Raw genomic sequence first — 14,715 nt, 5'->3', positions numbered from 1 at the left:
CGGTGGAGCCCCAGGCCGCTGAGCTGCGCGTCATCGCCGCAGCCGAGGACCTGGTGACGATGCTCGGTGAGGATGCCAACCACACCGTTGCGGCAGCGGCCATGGACACGCGTGGCCGCATCCACCTCGGCGTCAATGTCTACCACTTCACCGGCGGACCCTGCGCTGAGATCGTGGCGATCGGTGCGGCGGCAACCGCAGGCGCGGGTCCGCTCGTGACCATCGCCGCGGTCGGGGATCGGGATCGCGGGCTTCTCGCGCCCTGCGGTCGATGCCGTCAGACGCTTCTCGACCTTCACCCCGACATCCTCGTCGCCCTCCCCGGCGATGATTCGTCGCACCGATCAGCCGCCTCGGCGACGGTCGTTCCCATCGCTGCGCTCCTTCCCACCTCCTACCGGCATCCTGATGCAGGTCCCCTCCGGGTGCTGAGGTTCAATGCCCGCTACGCCGAGGCGGTCGAGAACGGCAGCAAGACCGTCACGGTCCGCTGGGGAGAGTCCCCCGTCGTCGGACCCGCGCTTGCGTACTTCGAAAACACCGACCGCGATCCGGTGCCCATCGAGATCCACTCCGTCGAGCCGACACCGCTGACCGAACTGACGGAAGCCGGTCTCGGCCTGACCGGGACGACGACCGCCGACGACTATCGCACCAGTCTGCGCGGGCACTATCCGGACATACCGCGCGATGCCACAGTCGACGTCGTGAGATTCCGGCACTCCGAGCCGTGTATCTGACACCGGGAGAAGTCAACGGCTAAGCTGGACGGCAAGGTCCTGTGACGCCCAGTCACAGGTGAACAATGCATTCGCGACTCGGAGGATTCGACCCGATGACTGACAACGTCTACACCTCAGATGTGACCGTCGACAACGCCACCCAAGCACAGCTGGCCGAATCGATCCGGCTGCGCGAGGAGCGGCTGACCGGCAACATCGACGAACTGGTGGGACGCCTGCACCCGAAAGCCCTGCTCAACCGCGCCGTCGACAAGGCGAAGTCGACCGTCATCAATGAGGACGGCTCCCCCAAGACCGAGGCCATCGCCCTCGGCGCCGGTGCCGTGCTCGGCGTCGCCGCCCTCATCGTCGGGTTCTCCGGTCGGGACGAGCGTGCCTGACACTGCTCTGCCGATCCGAATGCTCCACGACCGGATCCTCGTCGATCCGGGTGAGGAGGCCGGTGAGCGCAAGTCGGCGGCCGGCATCGTCATCCCCGCCACGGCCACGATGGGCAGGCGGCTGGTCTGGGGCGAAGTCGTCGCCGCCGGGCCGCACGTGCGGCAGGCCAACCTCGGCGACACCGTGCTCTACGATCCCGAAGACCGCGCCGAGGTGGAGCTCGAAGGTCAGGCGTACGTGCTGCTGCGGGAGCGCGACGTCCATGCGATCTCCGAGCCGGCCGAGCAGTCGAGCGCGGGAATGTACCTCTGACCTGCGACCTCAGTCACAAAACCGGAAAATCCCCGGATTCGGTTTGCACGCGAGGCGGGCTCCTGAGTAGTATTAATTCTCGTTGCGCAACGTGCGCGGCACGCGCCTCTAGCTCAATTGGCAGAGCAACTGACTCTTAATCAGTGGGTTCCGGGTTCAAGTCCCGGGGGGCGCACCACGAAGTCAGAACCGCCGTTCGGATCATCCGGACGGCGGTTTTCCGTTTCCCCGACCAGGTAGGACACCGACACGTCAAAGAAGCGGCTGACCGCGAGGAGGTCATCGACCGACCATCCTCGCTCGCCACGCACCTTCTTCGAGAGGTTCGCCTGGGTCATGCCCAGCTGCGGGGCGAGCTTCCGCTGCGAGAGTTTGGAATCCCACATCAGCATGTGGATGCGACGACCCGCGATAGCATCGCCGCTGACTTCCGTCGGTACTGAGTCCTGCGCTTTCGTCTCCATGCCAACAGTATAGCGACAGATCGGACAAAACGGAATACTGACTACGAAACGTTGTTGCATTCGTCCGAATAGTCCTCTAGGTTGGTCGCATGACAACGATTCGGACTCATGGCGACTCAGAAGAGTTGCTTCACCCTGGCGACGCCGCCGCGATGTTGAAAGTCGCCGTTCGCTCGCTCGCCCGTATGGCCGAACGAGGCGACATTGACTCCATCACGCTGCCTTCGGGACACCGGCGCTACTACCGCGCTCAGATCGCGGCGCTCGCCGCCGGCGAAGCGGTCGACACTGCCGACCACTCCCCCGCCGTGCCGAAGCGGGCAGCGTCGTGAGCGCGGTGGGCCAGACCGCCGGCGAGCTCGGTGCTGGGCGTGACCGTGTCGAGGCGAAGCTCAAAGAGCTCAAGGCGGCTCAGAGGAAGATCGGGCCTTCACCGCAGCTCAAGCGTTCTCGGATCACCGAAGACCGTGCTCGAGCGTTTCAGCAGTTGGAGGACTTGTCAGTCGCTCTCGTCAAGTTTGGTCATCACGCCAGCAAGAGCCTCGGCGAAAGAATAGTTTCGCGCGTCGAGTTCGATGAGCGCTTGGCTGAGTGCCGTAGTCAGGTCGCTGTTGATCTGAACCAGAACCTCGAGCTTGTCCTCAAGGCTCTCCGCGCCGTCGAAGCGATGGGGCAGAGCCTCGGTGCTGGCCTCGATCGTGTTCATGAACTTGCTGCTGATCTCGAATGCCTCATCCATGAGAACTCCCTTACGGGTTACGGTGACGCGCTGCTCGCGTCCCCTATGGCACCAGGAGAGGCGGACACCTCGCCTGGTGGGGACATCGTAAGGGACGGCACTGACAGAACTCCCGGGACGAGAACCCCGGTCGCAGATGTCGGTGCCTCGGGTGCGGCCGCTAGTGAGGGGTCACCGTCGCGGCCGCACCCGCACACCCACCCCACCACCGAGCGAGAGGTCGATGATGACCGCTGAACCCACGCCCACCCCATCCACGGTCCGCCGGCAGGACACCATCAACGAAGCGATCATCGCCGCTGAGCGTCTCGTCTCGGTCCTCCGCGGCTACCGGGCTGCGAAGCGCGACGGGTTCCCCATGGCCCACCTCGCCCGCATCGATGCCGTCCTCGCCCGAGTGACCGACAAGACAACTCAGGTCATCGGTGGTGAGCAGGACGACCTCATTGCCACCGGTGCCGCAGTTGAGGAGGAAGAACGCATCAGACTTTCCACCTCCCGACTCCGCTTCACCGTCCTCACCCCGGAACCGACAGTCCCCACCTCACTCATCGCCCACCCCATCCAATCGGCAGGAGACTGCAACTGATGAACACCCTCGGCTTCACCACTGACCCCAATGCGAAACGCGATCGCGAGGAGTTCGTCGGCCAGATCTTCGCCGTCCGGCAGGTCGCGATCCTCCGCACCAAGCAGCTCGAGAAGGAACTCCGCACCCTCGGCTTCGACTACAACACCCCAGTAGAGAACCTCGGCCTCATCGCCACCGCACTCCTCCGCGTCGTCGACGAAGCCACCGACTCCATCGCCGAGATCGCAGCCAACACCGAAGACGAACTCGTGGCACCACTCCGCGCTCGCCTCATCCCGGACGCGGATGTCGACGCCGAGGTGGCGTCGCCCCATTGACGGGGTGGGTGCTGGTGGAAGGGGAAGCCCCAGCATCCACTCTGACCCCGCAGAAAAGAAGTGACCCCCGCCGGGCAGGGCGAGGGCCGAGTAGATCGGATCGATCGTGAACACCATTCTAGACCAACCCCAGGACACGGAGCGTGAACGCGCCCGTGACAGGAGGCGAATCTTCGTGCGTCGCCGTTTCAACCTCGTGTGGCTCCCGCTCATCGCGGTCGGTGCTCTCATGTACCTCGTCGCCTCGGCGCAGACCCTGACGACGAACGGCCTCAACGTCGCCGGCTTCGCCCTTATGGCTGCCGGCGTGCTCGCCGCGGCGTGGGATGCGGGTGAGAAGCGGTGACCGCGGTGCGTGGCCCTCATGAGGAGGCCGTCGACGCGGTGAACGCGTCGACGCACGTGCACGGCCGGGATCAGCGCCGCATCGACACCGCGGTGCGCGCGGTCGCTCGCAGGGAGGCCGGCTTCGTGGACCCGAACCTGGTGCGCGCCGAGCTCACGAACGAGCACGGGCTCGTCGTCAACCCGCGCGTCCTCTCAGCCCGGTACCGGAAGCTGCTCCACCGCGGCGTAATCACCCCCGCTGGCACGACGACGAACCTCGACGTCGCCGGCGGCAACCACGGCAAGCCGATGCGCCTCTACGAGGTCACCGATGAGGCGTGGCTGAACGTCGAGGACGGTGACGGGCAGTGAGCGTCTTCACCATCCGCGTGCAGCGCACCACGGTCCTCCCCGCAGGGCGGAAGCAGGAGCTCACAATCCCGTTCGCGAAGCGCGTGTGGGAGATCCACGAGGTCGACCCTGCGACGGGGAAGGCCGAGTACTACGGGTTCACCCTGACTCAGGAGGCCGCGGTGAGTGTCGTCTCCGACGTCCTCCGTGCCCGACTCCGCCGAGCCACACTCAAGGGATTCGTCGACCTCATCAACAGGGCACCGACAGCATGGAGGGCCAGGATCGTCCACCGCGCGCCTGATGCCCCACGCCTCCACATCTCTCGCCGCGACCCGGGCACCGGGGAACTCGTGGAGGTGCCATGCTGACGATGACGGACATGTTCTGCGGCGCCGGCGGTTCATCCACGGGTGCGCTCGACGTCCCGGGTGTCGATGTGAAGGTCGCGACGAACCACTGGAAGCTCGCGATCGAAACCCACAACACGAACCATCAGGACGCCGACCACGTCCTCGCCGACGTCTCCCAGATCGACCCACGCTACTTCCCGCACTCGGACATCCTCTGGGCATCACCGGAGTGCACGAACCACTCCGTGGCGAAGGGCGTGAAACGCGCACGACAGGCCGAGTCCCTTTTCGACAAGCCCGACGAGGCAGCCGAACGCTCGCGCGCGACGATGTGGGATGTGCCCCGGTTCGCCGAGCACCACCAGTACAAGATCATCATCACCGAGAATGTCGTCGACGCGGCCCGGTGGGTGATGTGGGATGCGTGGTTGCATGCGATGGACAGCCTCGGCTACGACCACCACGTCGTCTACCTCAACTCGATGCACGCACAGGCGTTCGGTCTCCCGGCGCCGCAGTCGCGGGACCGCATGTATGTCGTCTTCTGGCTCAAGGGCAACCCGCGACCGAACTTCGAGCGCCTCCGTCCGCTCGCATTCTGCACGCAATGTGACGAGGTGGTTCAGGCGATCCAGGTGTTCAAGAAGACCCCGAACTGGGGCCGCTACCGCACCCAGTACGTGTGGCGGTGCCCGCGCACATCCTGCCGCAATGCCGTCGTCGAACCTGGCTGGCTGCCTGCATCGTCGATCATCGACTGGTCACTGCCCGCGCAGCGCATCGGTGATCGGGAGAAACCGCTGGCGGCGAAGACGATGCGCCGCATTGAGGCGGGGCTGAAGAAGTACGTCGAACCGTTCCTCATGCGCAACAACTCCGTCCCCGCCGGCGACAACGCGGGTCGCATGAGCACGCCGACCTCGGAGGTGATGCGCACGCTCACCACTGCCGGTCACCAGTCGCTGATCGTGCCCGTCGAGGGCCGGGACGGCAAGACCGCTCAGTCGTCGGCCGAGGCGCTGCGCACGCAGACGACCCGCGCCGAGACCGGCCTGGCCGTGCCGCCGCTGATCGTCAACAACGTCTCCGGTGCCGACAGCTCCCGCACCACGAGTGTCGATGAGGCCGCACCGACGTTCGTCGCCGGCGGACTCCATGCGTCACTGCTCGTCCCGGCAGGCGGCACATGGCACGACGGCGCGCACCCGACGACGGACCCTCTGCGGACACTGACGACGCGCGAAGCTCACGGTGTCGTGCAGGTGCCGGCGATGCACCTCGAGGCCGCGGGCCACACCTACGACTCGGCAGATCCTCGCCGGGGCGGCGACTACTACCGGATCTGGTCGGAGAGCGAACCGCTCCGCACCATGCACACCTCGGCGTCAAAGGGTGTGGTGATCCCGCCCGGGCACGAACCGGCCGGCACGCCGTTCCTGACACAGTTCCGTGACCGTGTCCGCGACATCGACCCGCAGAAAGAACCGCTGCCCACGGTCGTCTCGGACAGCGCAGGCCACGGTGTGATCGTGCCGCTGCGCAACAACAACCGGCCGAAGCCGACATCGGCACCGTTCGACACGTTCGCGGCGTCCGGCACCCATCACGGCCTCGCGACGTCGGCGTCGATCGACGTCATGGACTGTCTGTTCCGGATGCTCTCACCACACGAGATCAAGCTCGGCATGGCGTTTCCCGGCGAGTACGTGCTGCTCGGCAACAAGAGGGACCAGGTGCGCATGGCTGGCAACGCGGTCACACCACCTGCGGCGCGGGATCTGATCCGCATCGCGGTGGCTTCCCTGCTCGAGGAGGCGGCATGAGCTACCTACGCATCACCAAAATCCACCCCGACGGCGACGAGAAGCTCACCGTGACCGAACTCCCGGCCGTCTCTGCCGCCGAGGCGTTCGCGAACGGTGTGAACAGCCTCAGAACCACCCAGCAGGGCTACCTGGCCGACCACACGACCCGCACGATCCGCCTCAACCCCGACGACGCCGTTCCCTACACGCGGTACTACGAGTACGCCGACAACTACGAAGACTTCCCGGTATGAGCGGCCAGAAGAACTACACACCCGGCCGCGCTCGCCGCCGGTGCGCGAACTGCGCGGCCACAGAGATCTCCTGCAAAGCCCTGACGGGCGACACAGGCCGCCCATGCTGCCCTGACTGCCACCACGACACCGAGGAGGACGACTGATGGTGCTGATGAAGAACTGCTCGCACAAGATGTGCGACCACCCTGTGTTCGCGTGCCGCCACTGTGGTGCCACCGTCATCCAGTGCAAGACCACCCAGCACCTGAAGCAGGGCTGGTGCTGCGACGGATGCGATCACACGAAACCGAAGCGAATCGAGGAGTGACCGCCATGTCCAATGCTGATGACGCGAAGGAACACCTCACCGTGATCCACGACTTCATGGCCGGGAAACAGGACCGGGAGGCCCGCCGCATCACCCGCGACCTCTCCGCCCGCCTCGACCCCATCACGCTCACTCAGGCGCTCGCCGCAGCGTTGCCGCATGTGCCGAAGGACCCGGAGTCGGGCAATCACATGGTCGGTGTCGTGTTCACTGCCGACCATGTGCTGGTCGTGGCGTCGTCGGGGTTGACGATGATCGTGTGCAAGGTCGCGACGATTAACGGCGCCCGAGTCACCGGTGATGTGCTCGCGGATTCGATCATCCTCACACCCACCATGGCCTCCCAGCTGATGGGGTTCGCGGGTCTGACCCCGAAGGAGTCGTGGGACCCGGAGGTGGAGGTCACTGTCACGGGCACGGGCCCGGAGAAGATCCGCATCCGCGCCACCGATCGCACCGGCCTGTTCGAGGGGAAGTCGATCACCCTGCCCGCCGCCGAACCCGCCGAGGAGCTCGCCCGGGCGGTACACGTCCTCGAGTCCATGGCCGCTCAGAACCCGCGCAGCACCCGCACCACCGTCGTGCCGGCGGACCGGTTGAAGGTGTTCCTCGATTCGGCGAAGAAGTACGGCGGGGAGATCGAGATCGAAGAGATCACCGCCGCACTGTGGCGGGTCTCCTGCGGGAAGTACTTCTACGGCCTGGCAACGAACCCGGTCGCCCCGACCGACGAGAAGGAGAAGATGCTCACCGCCGACACCCGACGCCAGACCCGCCTCCAATGGTCCGACGACCTCACCGGGGTGGGGCAGGAACTCGTGAAGGGATTCCGCTGATGCGCCACCTCATCGACCGCATGCTCATCCTCCCCGCCCACGTGTGGGTGTGGATCATCACCAGGAGAAACCGCAAATGACACTCCAACTCGCCGCCACCCTCCCTCTCATCATCGTCACGCTGTTCCTCATCTGGCAGCTGACGCGCGCGATCAAAACCAACCGTGAGACCACGGCAGCTGCCCGCGAGGGCCAGGAACTCATGAAGGCCGCCGAGAACCGCCGGCAAGCCGAACAGGAGAAGGAACGGCAACTCGCCGCGCTCTTCGGTGCCCTCACCGGGACGACCCCGGTCGAACCGATCAAGATCACCGACATCAAACACAAGGACGAGGTGTGCTGGCACTCCACCGACGGACGCCGCCACGAACACTACTTTGCCGGCTACGACGGCGACCCCGGCCCCTCCACCGACGGCATCCACGCCCGACCCCTCACACCGAAGAGCCTCTGACCATGGTCAAGTCAACGATGTGGCGGATGCGAGACACCGACAACCGCGGCGACGACGGCGGCCCCTACGAGATCGTCAACTACCCCACCGAGATCGCCGAGTACGTCGACGGACCAGTCCGCAGCGACCTCACCTTCCACGCCGACTCGGCCGAACTCAACCGCCTCGTCACCGCATGCAAGAACTCCGACCTCACCACCGCTCAGGATCTCGGCCCACAATTCTCGATCTACATCGACCTCTTCACCGACGAAGAACCGATCACCACGGGAGACGCATCATGACCATCCACCAACTCGCACCGAAACTCTACAACTGGGCATCCATCCTCGAACCCGACACCCGCGCCCAGGCGGGCTCCACCGCGGCGATGCCGTTCGTCCACCCGCACCTCGCGCTCATGCCCGACGCGCACCTCGGGAAGGGCGCCACGGTCGGCTCGGTGATCCCCACGGACGGGGCGATCATCCCGGCCGCGGTCGGCGTCGACATCGGGTGCGGCATGATCGCGGTGCGCACCCAGTGGACCGGCGTCGACCTGTACGAAGTCGGCGGTGTTCCCGGCGTCACGAAGCTGCGTGAGGACATCGAGTCCCGCATCCCGCTCTCCGCCGGCAACTACAACGACGAGGTCGACCCAGTGACCGCAGCGAAGCGAATCTGGGAACTCGAGGACATGTGGGAGCAGGATGTGTGGCCAGTCCGCGGCGATGAGCAATACCCAGACGTCTACGCATCGAACTGGCGCCGGCAGCTCGGAACCCTCGGGTCAGGCAACCACTTCATCGAGATCACCCTCGACGAAGACTCCCGAGTGTGGGCGTTCCTCCACTCAGGGTCCCGCGGCATCGGCAACCAGATCGCCCGCCACCACATCAAGGTCGCCACCGAGCTGATGAAGAAATGGTGGATCGACCTGCCCGAACCCGACCTCGCCTACCTCGTCGAAGGCACCCCCGAATTCGACCACTACATCGCCGAACTCAACTGGGCACAGCACTTTGCACTCCTCAACCGCGAAGAGATGATGGACCGCGTCCTCACCGCGCTCGCCTTGCACATGGGCACCGAGGTGGTGGAGGGGCAGCGCATCAACTGCCACCACAATTTCACGCAGAAGGAGCACCACTTCGGCCGGAACCTGTGGATCTCCCGGAAGGGTGCGATCTCCGCGCGTGAGGGGCAGCTCGGGCTCATTCCGGGTTCGATGGGCACCGCCTCCTACGTCGTCGAGGGCCTCGGCAACGCGATGAGCTTCAACTCGTCCCCGCACGGTGCCGGCCGCACCTACTCGCGTTCGAAGGCCCGGAAGATGTTCACCCGCGACCAGTTGCGTGAGGCCATGGTCGGCATCGAATACCGCGACACGGATGCGTTCATCGACGAGATCCCGCAGGCATACAAACCGATCGACCAGGTGATGGATGACGCGAAGGATCTCGTGAAGATCCGCCACACGTTCCACCAGGTCATCAACGTCAAGGGTGACTGACGATGACCGGCTACGAGTACAGGGCGACACCGGCCCGGGCCCGCCATGCGCAGGAGTTCATCGAGGAGCACGGAGTCTCGGACAAGGAGAACGACCCGCTGCCGACGGAGGAGACGTGGAAGAACACAGCCCACGACCTTCGACGCAGGCTCGCCGAGCTGTCGTCGCCGGCGGCGGCCGAGCGGGTCGCGGCGTCCGCGTTCGATCGCCGCTACGCCGCCGTCGGCCGCACCTGGGCCACGTGCCCGGAGGGCCCGATCAAGAACTGGTGGCGCCGCGACGCAAGGAAAGCTATCGCCGTGCTGCTCAAACCGCCCGCTGAAACGCAGGCAGTCGACACCGAAAGAACAGAACGATGACTGAGAAGACGTACACCGCCGCCGACTTCGCGGCCGCGAGGTTCGCGGAGAAGGACGACTACGTCGGGATGCGCGACGAGCAGGACGCGGGACGGCCATGGACGATCAAGAGGATCGGGGGCACGTATCAGTCACGACGCTCCGATCGCGGGATGGTTGACCTCCTCTGGACGCCCGTCCCGGCGACCCCGGCAGTGCGCACGATCACGAAGAACAAGTACACCGAGATACGAGACGAGCTCGTGCGCGTAGGTGCCGTGCGGGGGGACAGTGAGTTTTTCGTCATCGTCACGGCCCTCGGTATCGAGGTCGTTCCCGATCCGGAGCCGACAAACGCGGAGCGGCTGAACGGTCTCCTGGTGGAGTTCACGCATCTCAACGCTTCGTGCGGTGGAGAGCAGGGAGACCACGCTCTGGCGGCGTTCCTCGACGCTCACGGCGTGATCGCACCGGGAGGTGACGAGACGTGAGTGAGCACGAATGCCGGGTCCACTACGAACCGGACGACCACCGCGCACCAATCGTCAACGATGCCCCTGCAGGGTGGACGCCGGAGGGCTGGCACGCCGACGCGACCGCCGACACGAACACTTCCCACGTCCGCGTCGGCCCTAGATACGTCATCGCCTGCCAGTGGTGCCGATGCGTGTTCATCGCACCGACGAAGAAGGAGGCGATGACCAGCTTCCGGAAGCACGAGGCGGAGATGTCTGCCGACCCAGGGCCGACGACCGTGGAGCGGCTGGAGACGGTGCTGTCTGGCCTCTACGGTGCTCTCCGTGAGGCTGGGATCGACTCAAGCCTGAAGCAGAGGATTGCCCTGGCGGAATCACTCGACGGGGCTGGCGTGACTGCACCGGGAGGTGAGGGCCGTGAGCGAGTGTGATGCCGAGATGTGCCCGATGTGGGACGGCGAGGGCTGCCCCTGCGAGACATTCGGGCTCGACAAGGACGACCTGCCCACCGACGGGGTATTCACCACCGAGGTGACAGACCCGTGATGCTCCCCGGCCACGAGCACTGCGAGCAGGTGCAGATCGAGGAGAAGCGACTGTGCCAGATCGAACCCGACGTGACTGTCATCTGCCAACACGAGCACAAGGAACCCGTGTACGCCACCGACGGCCTCGACGAGATCACTGTCGCCTGGCACTGCCACTGCTGCGGAAACACCTGGCCAGACCGCAACTACATCGAGAAGGGAACCCGACCATGAACGAAATCGAACCCGACACCGCGCTCGCCGGTGAGGTGATGGACCCAATCGTCGCACTCCGGAAACTCAGGACGAGCAGATTCAACTCCGGCCTCTACCCAGACGAAGAGATCGCCGGCCTCATCAACGTCTTCTCGAAGTACGAAGGCGGCTACGAATGGGAGTCGTTCGGCGCGTGGCGCGACGACCACAGGTACTACTGGTTCTCAGACTCAGGATGCTCCTGCTACGGCCCGGGCGAAGAAATCGCAACGCTCGCCGACATGGAGAACGGCGACGCCGCCGCGCTCGCCCGTGCCTACAAAGAGTGGGCCTCGAAGTCGTCCTTCCTATCGGATAACGACAAGGTCGAAGCGGAGGCACAGATCCGAACGGCGATGAGGGAGTCCCGGTGAACCGTAGGCTCGGCTTCGAGCAATTGAAGCGGCTCGACATGCGTGACCTCGGCGAACACTTCAAGGCGATGATCGATGCGATGCAGGCGATCCGATACCCGACTCTCATGTGGCAGAGGCTCCCGCTGAGAGCGACGTGCAAGCTGTGTGGTGAACGGTACGAGGTTTCGATACTCATCGACGTCGACCGCATATGCCCCGACTGCAACGTGGCGCTCGAGCGCGCTGTCGAGAAGATCGGTCCCATCACGACCGTGACCGACCTCGCCGAGCTCGTCGCGCGAATGGCCCCACACCACCACGGCATCCGCTACGGACGCCCCTGGCAAGACCACGTGCCCGCACACAGCCGGCATCTTCTCCGGAGGGGCGCATGAATCCGGATTGCCGAGACGGCAAGCACCGCGCCTGTGACGGCAGCGGGTGGGACCACGAGCGCGACGAACCCGCACCGTGCCCCTGCGAATGCCACACCCACTGAACCCCACCCACGAGAGGAGACGACCCGGATGCCATGGCTGCGCAACGGTGACACGTCCGCCAACCACCCAGTCGTCCTCGCAGTCCTCGAAGACCAGCGATGCGACGACCGCCTCCTCAACGAGGCGTTCGGCTTCGTCCTCCGTTGCGCACTCCAATCCACTGCCCACCTCACCGACTACATCATCAGCCACGGCACCGCAGTCCAAATGGCCGGGCAGGCACGCTCCCACGAGCTCATCAGCGTCGCGATCGCCGCGGGTTACCTCACCGAGGTGACTGACGGGGATGGGCGACGTGCGTACAAGCTCATCGAGGACGACACCTTCATCCACATGCGAACGAGAGAGGAGATCGAATGGGAACGGCAACGCAAGCTCGACAACGCGAACCCTGGCCTCACGATCCCCGTGCGCCTCCGTGACGGCGACGCGTGCCGTTACTGCGGCCTGGTCGTGAACTTCCACGGCGACCGGCGCGGGCAGAAGGCAGGAACGTATGACCATCTCACGAAGCAGGTGCAGTCACCAGACGACATGGTGGTCGCCTGCAACCGATGCAATTCAGCCCTGCTCGACGCACCGCGGGCTCATCGCGAGAAGCAGATGATGCCCCCGCCAAAGCGCCCGTACTTCAAACCGAAGACCCTCGAGTGGTTGCGCGCTCACGAGTACGTGATCGCTCACAACATCGTCCTCCCCGACGCTGCCGAACCCGACACGAAGGCCGGGCAGGTACCGCCCGGCCGCGACGCCGGCACCGTAGCCACGAGGGCACCTGAAGAGAACCCTGCATCCCGGTCCGAGGGACTATCCGACACCCAGTCGGAGTCAGACCCCGCGGGAGACGTTCACCGGTCCGAGGGACCGCACGACCACCAGTCGTGTGATGACCCCGCGGTGGACACAGTCTGGTCCGAGGGACTATCCGACACCCAGTCGGAGCGAGACCCCGCAGACACCGGCTCTGGTCCGATGGGACCGCCCGACACCAACCAGTCGGAGTGTGACCCCGCAGAGCCACCCAGCAGGTTCCAGCAGATCCCAGCAGGTCGCCGGCATCCAGGATCTGGATATGCCGGGTCGGGTCGGGACGGGACGGTGACGGGCACGGTTCGGGCTGGGCCTGGCAGGGCTGGGACGGGACGGTCGGCGCCACCTCCTGCCCTCGTGAACCCCGGTCCTTCGAAGAAGCGTGGGAGGCGGAGACGGTGAAGCTCGATGAGTACCGTGCCCTGCAGGCCAAGGCCATGTCGGAGAGGCAGTTGCAGGAGCTCATCATCAGTCTGGCCGAGCGGATGGGCTGGCTGGTCTATCACGTGTACGACAGCCGGCGGTCTCAGCCAGGGTTCCCGGATCTGGTGTTGGTGCACCCGCGGCAACGTCGAATCCTGTGGCGCGAGTTGAAGTCGGAGACGGGTACGGCGACGGCGGAGCAGAAGGCGTGGATTTCGGCGCTGTCGCTCGTCGGTGCTGATGTGGATGTGTGGCGGCCCCGCGATTGGGTGAGTGGTCGGATCGAGAGGGAGTTGAGGGGACAGTGACGATGTGGGATGCACGGGAGGTGCGCTCGGCGAGCCTGCCTGATCTGATCCGGTTGTGTGGACCGTTGGCTGCACAGCTGAGGGTGTCGGTGCTCAGGCAGGATGCGGTGGCCCCGGCCAGCGGTGGGCGGTCATCGGACGTCACCCCGATCTTGTTCCGGGTGGGTGCGGCTGATGTGCTCGATGAGATCACCGCGGTGCTGCGTGCGATCCTCGGCGTGTGGGTGCTTGAGCAGGAGAGGCCCACGTTCCGGATGCTCGGTGTGCCCGAGCTCGTGGCCAGCCTGGACCCGCTCAGAGATTGGGTGGTCAAGCACGAGCAGGCTGAGGCGTGGCATGAGCGTCTACTCGAGCAGTGTCTCGCTGGCCTGAATCAGATCGACATTCCACCTGAGCGTGTGTTCGTCGGACAGTGTCCGACGGTTGGGTGTGGTGCTGAGCTGTGGCCCACCATCGGTGAGGACGTGACGGTGTGCCCGAGGTGCAAGGCGCAAGTGGATGTGCGTGCTCGTCGTCGTGAAGGTCTGAGGCGCATCGAGGCATACGAAGCGCCGTTGCCTCGGATCGTTGACACGCTGAGGGCAGCAGGTGAGAAGATCACCTACGATCAAGCGAGGCAATGGGCAACGAGGCGAGACGTTCGCGGTCGTGTGCTGTTGCGTCCGATTGGTCAGGATCAGCGTGGTTCGCGTCTGTATCGTCTTGGTGATGTGCGATCTGTGTTGCTTCGCACGACACGCCGCAACACGCGCAGGTCCCGAGGTGCTTGACATCTGTCACGTACTATTCTCGTAGAGTCACCAGAGGTGGCGATGAAGGTCTGACAGGTTCATCCGGTCAGGCCTTCCGTCATGTTCGGAGGCAGTCGATGAAGAAGCTCTGCTCGGTCAAGGGATGCCCGACCCTCTTCGACGGCCCCAAGTCCCGGTGCCCAGCCCATGAGCGTACCGCCGACCGTACTCGTGGCACATCCCGTCAACGCGGGTACGACC

The 14,715-nt window shown here is 65.2% G+C and carries 28 protein-coding genes and 1 tRNA gene; 27 read left to right on the top strand and 2 right to left on the bottom strand.

Features of this window, described 5'->3' with window-relative positions; genetic code table 11:
* The first annotated feature begins 2 nt into the window (after window positions 1-2).
* From ABD154_RS16185 to ABD154_RS16170, 4 genes are all read left to right on the top strand, one after another.
* On the top strand, window positions 3-740 hold the full coding sequence (locus ABD154_RS16185; protein ID WP_249121038.1) for an ASCH domain-containing protein: 738 nt from the start codon (window positions 3-5) through the stop codon (window positions 738-740).
* A gap of 95 nt (window positions 741-835) precedes the next feature.
* Window positions 836-1,123: a DUF3618 domain-containing protein gene (locus ABD154_RS16180; RefSeq protein WP_137826388.1), complete on the top strand. Its 288-nt coding sequence runs from the start codon at window positions 836-838 to the stop codon at window positions 1,121-1,123.
* Window positions 1,116-1,436 (top strand): GroES family chaperonin, encoded by a 321-nt coding sequence (locus ABD154_RS16175; RefSeq protein ID WP_140954658.1) that lies wholly within the window; start codon window positions 1,116-1,118, stop codon window positions 1,434-1,436. Before ABD154_RS16180 ends, ABD154_RS16175 begins: the two co-directional genes overlap by 8 nt.
* Before the next feature lie 102 nt (window positions 1,437-1,538).
* Window positions 1,539-1,614: transfer RNA gene (locus ABD154_RS16170), tRNA-Lys, on the top strand.
* On the opposite strand, the gene ABD154_RS18005 is transcribed toward ABD154_RS16170, so the two are convergent.
* Window positions 1,577-1,828 carry a helix-turn-helix domain-containing protein gene (locus ABD154_RS18005; protein ID WP_425546742.1) on the bottom strand — a complete coding sequence of 84 codons (252 nt, stop codon included), beginning with the start codon at window positions 1,826-1,828 and terminating at the stop codon, window positions 1,577-1,579. The two genes, ABD154_RS16170 and ABD154_RS18005, sit on opposite strands and share 38 nt — an antisense overlap.
* Window positions 1,829-1,989: 161 nt before the next feature.
* Here ABD154_RS18005 and ABD154_RS16165 point away from each other — a divergent pair, with 161 nt between their 5' ends.
* Window positions 1,990-2,232, top strand: a complete 243-nt coding sequence (locus tag ABD154_RS16165) for a hypothetical protein (protein ID WP_344251669.1) — start codon at window positions 1,990-1,992, stop codon at window positions 2,230-2,232.
* A 167-nt stretch (window positions 2,233-2,399) separates the two neighbouring features.
* Here the strand turns inward: ABD154_RS16165 and ABD154_RS16160 are convergent, their stop codons facing one another.
* Window positions 2,400-2,639: a hypothetical protein gene (locus tag ABD154_RS16160; RefSeq protein ID WP_344251668.1), complete on the bottom strand. Its 240-nt coding sequence runs from the start codon at window positions 2,637-2,639 to the stop codon at window positions 2,400-2,402.
* A gap of 226 nt (window positions 2,640-2,865) precedes the next feature.
* Between ABD154_RS16160 and ABD154_RS16155 the strand changes: the two genes are divergently transcribed.
* From ABD154_RS16155 to ABD154_RS16050, 22 genes are all read left to right on the top strand, one after another.
* On the top strand, window positions 2,866-3,228 hold the full coding sequence (locus ABD154_RS16155; RefSeq protein WP_344251667.1) for a hypothetical protein: 363 nt from the start codon (window positions 2,866-2,868) through the stop codon (window positions 3,226-3,228).
* The gene (locus tag ABD154_RS16150) at window positions 3,228-3,548 is read left to right on the top strand and encodes a hypothetical protein (protein ID WP_344251666.1); all 321 of its coding nucleotides are present in this window, start codon (window positions 3,228-3,230) and stop codon (window positions 3,546-3,548) included. The genes ABD154_RS16155 and ABD154_RS16150 overlap by 1 nt, the downstream gene beginning before the upstream one ends.
* Window positions 3,549-3,723: 175 nt before the next feature.
* Entirely contained in the window at window positions 3,724-3,894 is a 171-nt protein-coding gene (locus tag ABD154_RS16145) for a hypothetical protein (RefSeq protein ID WP_344251665.1), read from the top strand.
* 125 nt (window positions 3,895-4,019) lie between these two features.
* Window positions 4,020-4,247: a hypothetical protein gene (locus tag ABD154_RS16140; protein WP_344251663.1), complete on the top strand. Its 228-nt coding sequence runs from the start codon at window positions 4,020-4,022 to the stop codon at window positions 4,245-4,247.
* Window positions 4,244-4,597, top strand: coding sequence for a hypothetical protein (locus ABD154_RS16135; protein WP_344251662.1), 354 nt, complete (start codon window positions 4,244-4,246; stop codon window positions 4,595-4,597). Before ABD154_RS16140 ends, ABD154_RS16135 begins: the two co-directional genes overlap by 4 nt.
* Entirely contained in the window at window positions 4,591-6,402 is a 1,812-nt protein-coding gene (locus ABD154_RS16130; protein ID WP_344251661.1) for a DNA cytosine methyltransferase, read from the top strand. Before ABD154_RS16135 ends, ABD154_RS16130 begins: the two co-directional genes overlap by 7 nt.
* Complete coding sequence (locus ABD154_RS16125; RefSeq protein WP_344251660.1) at window positions 6,399-6,638, top strand: hypothetical protein; 240 nt, start codon at window positions 6,399-6,401, stop codon at window positions 6,636-6,638. The genes ABD154_RS16130 and ABD154_RS16125 overlap by 4 nt, the downstream gene beginning before the upstream one ends.
* 145 nt (window positions 6,639-6,783) lie before the next feature.
* Window positions 6,784-6,948, top strand: a complete 165-nt coding sequence (locus ABD154_RS16120; RefSeq protein WP_181365598.1) for a hypothetical protein — start codon at window positions 6,784-6,786, stop codon at window positions 6,946-6,948.
* Window positions 6,949-6,953: 5 nt separating this feature from the next.
* A complete protein-coding gene (locus tag ABD154_RS16115) occupies window positions 6,954-7,784 on the top strand; it encodes a hypothetical protein (RefSeq protein ID WP_344251659.1) in 831 nt (276 codons plus the stop codon).
* 76 nt (window positions 7,785-7,860) lie between these two features.
* Window positions 7,861-8,238 (top strand): TadE family protein, encoded by a 378-nt coding sequence (locus ABD154_RS16110; RefSeq protein WP_344251658.1) that lies wholly within the window; start codon window positions 7,861-7,863, stop codon window positions 8,236-8,238.
* 2 nt (window positions 8,239-8,240) lie between these two features.
* Window positions 8,241-8,522, top strand: a complete 282-nt coding sequence (locus ABD154_RS16105) for a hypothetical protein (RefSeq protein WP_344251657.1) — start codon at window positions 8,241-8,243, stop codon at window positions 8,520-8,522.
* A gap of 2 nt (window positions 8,523-8,524) precedes the next feature.
* Window positions 8,525-9,730 carry an RtcB family protein gene (locus ABD154_RS16100; RefSeq protein WP_344251792.1) on the top strand — a complete coding sequence of 402 codons (1,206 nt, stop codon included), beginning with the start codon at window positions 8,525-8,527 and terminating at the stop codon, window positions 9,728-9,730.
* A gap of 2 nt (window positions 9,731-9,732) precedes the next feature.
* Window positions 9,733-10,089: a hypothetical protein gene (locus tag ABD154_RS16095; RefSeq protein WP_344251656.1), complete on the top strand. Its 357-nt coding sequence runs from the start codon at window positions 9,733-9,735 to the stop codon at window positions 10,087-10,089.
* Window positions 10,086-10,559: a hypothetical protein gene (locus ABD154_RS16090; protein ID WP_344251655.1), complete on the top strand. Its 474-nt coding sequence runs from the start codon at window positions 10,086-10,088 to the stop codon at window positions 10,557-10,559. The genes ABD154_RS16095 and ABD154_RS16090 overlap by 4 nt, the downstream gene beginning before the upstream one ends.
* Window positions 10,556-10,975, top strand: a complete 420-nt coding sequence (locus ABD154_RS16085) for a hypothetical protein (RefSeq protein WP_344251654.1) — start codon at window positions 10,556-10,558, stop codon at window positions 10,973-10,975. Before ABD154_RS16090 ends, ABD154_RS16085 begins: the two co-directional genes overlap by 4 nt.
* Complete coding sequence (locus tag ABD154_RS16080) at window positions 10,962-11,090, top strand: hypothetical protein (RefSeq protein WP_344251653.1); 129 nt, start codon at window positions 10,962-10,964, stop codon at window positions 11,088-11,090. The genes ABD154_RS16085 and ABD154_RS16080 overlap by 14 nt, the downstream gene beginning before the upstream one ends.
* Window positions 11,087-11,305, top strand: coding sequence for a hypothetical protein (locus ABD154_RS16075; protein WP_344251652.1), 219 nt, complete (start codon window positions 11,087-11,089; stop codon window positions 11,303-11,305). Before ABD154_RS16080 ends, ABD154_RS16075 begins: the two co-directional genes overlap by 4 nt.
* Window positions 11,302-11,700: a DUF7574 domain-containing protein gene (locus ABD154_RS16070; protein ID WP_344251651.1), complete on the top strand. Its 399-nt coding sequence runs from the start codon at window positions 11,302-11,304 to the stop codon at window positions 11,698-11,700. The genes ABD154_RS16075 and ABD154_RS16070 overlap by 4 nt, the downstream gene beginning before the upstream one ends.
* Complete coding sequence (locus tag ABD154_RS16065; RefSeq protein WP_344251650.1) at window positions 11,697-12,077, top strand: hypothetical protein; 381 nt, start codon at window positions 11,697-11,699, stop codon at window positions 12,075-12,077. The genes ABD154_RS16070 and ABD154_RS16065 overlap by 4 nt, the downstream gene beginning before the upstream one ends.
* A gap of 132 nt (window positions 12,078-12,209) precedes the next feature.
* Complete coding sequence (locus ABD154_RS16060) at window positions 12,210-13,394, top strand: hypothetical protein (RefSeq protein ID WP_344251649.1); 1,185 nt, start codon at window positions 12,210-12,212, stop codon at window positions 13,392-13,394.
* Complete coding sequence (locus tag ABD154_RS16055; protein ID WP_344251648.1) at window positions 13,391-13,723, top strand: VRR-NUC domain-containing protein; 333 nt, start codon at window positions 13,391-13,393, stop codon at window positions 13,721-13,723. Before ABD154_RS16060 ends, ABD154_RS16055 begins: the two co-directional genes overlap by 4 nt.
* Window positions 13,720-14,493: a hypothetical protein gene (locus ABD154_RS16050; protein WP_344251647.1), complete on the top strand. Its 774-nt coding sequence runs from the start codon at window positions 13,720-13,722 to the stop codon at window positions 14,491-14,493. The genes ABD154_RS16055 and ABD154_RS16050 overlap by 4 nt, the downstream gene beginning before the upstream one ends.
* Window positions 14,494-14,715: the final 222 nt, after the last annotated feature.

Origin of the sequence: Brevibacterium sanguinis, assembly GCF_039528855.1 — a bacterium.
In the GTDB taxonomy this organism is placed as follows: domain Bacteria; phylum Actinomycetota; class Actinomycetes; order Actinomycetales; family Brevibacteriaceae; genus Brevibacterium; species Brevibacterium sanguinis.
The sequence above is the reverse complement of the archived record's forward strand: the minus strand, read 5'-3'. Positions and strand labels throughout refer to the sequence as shown.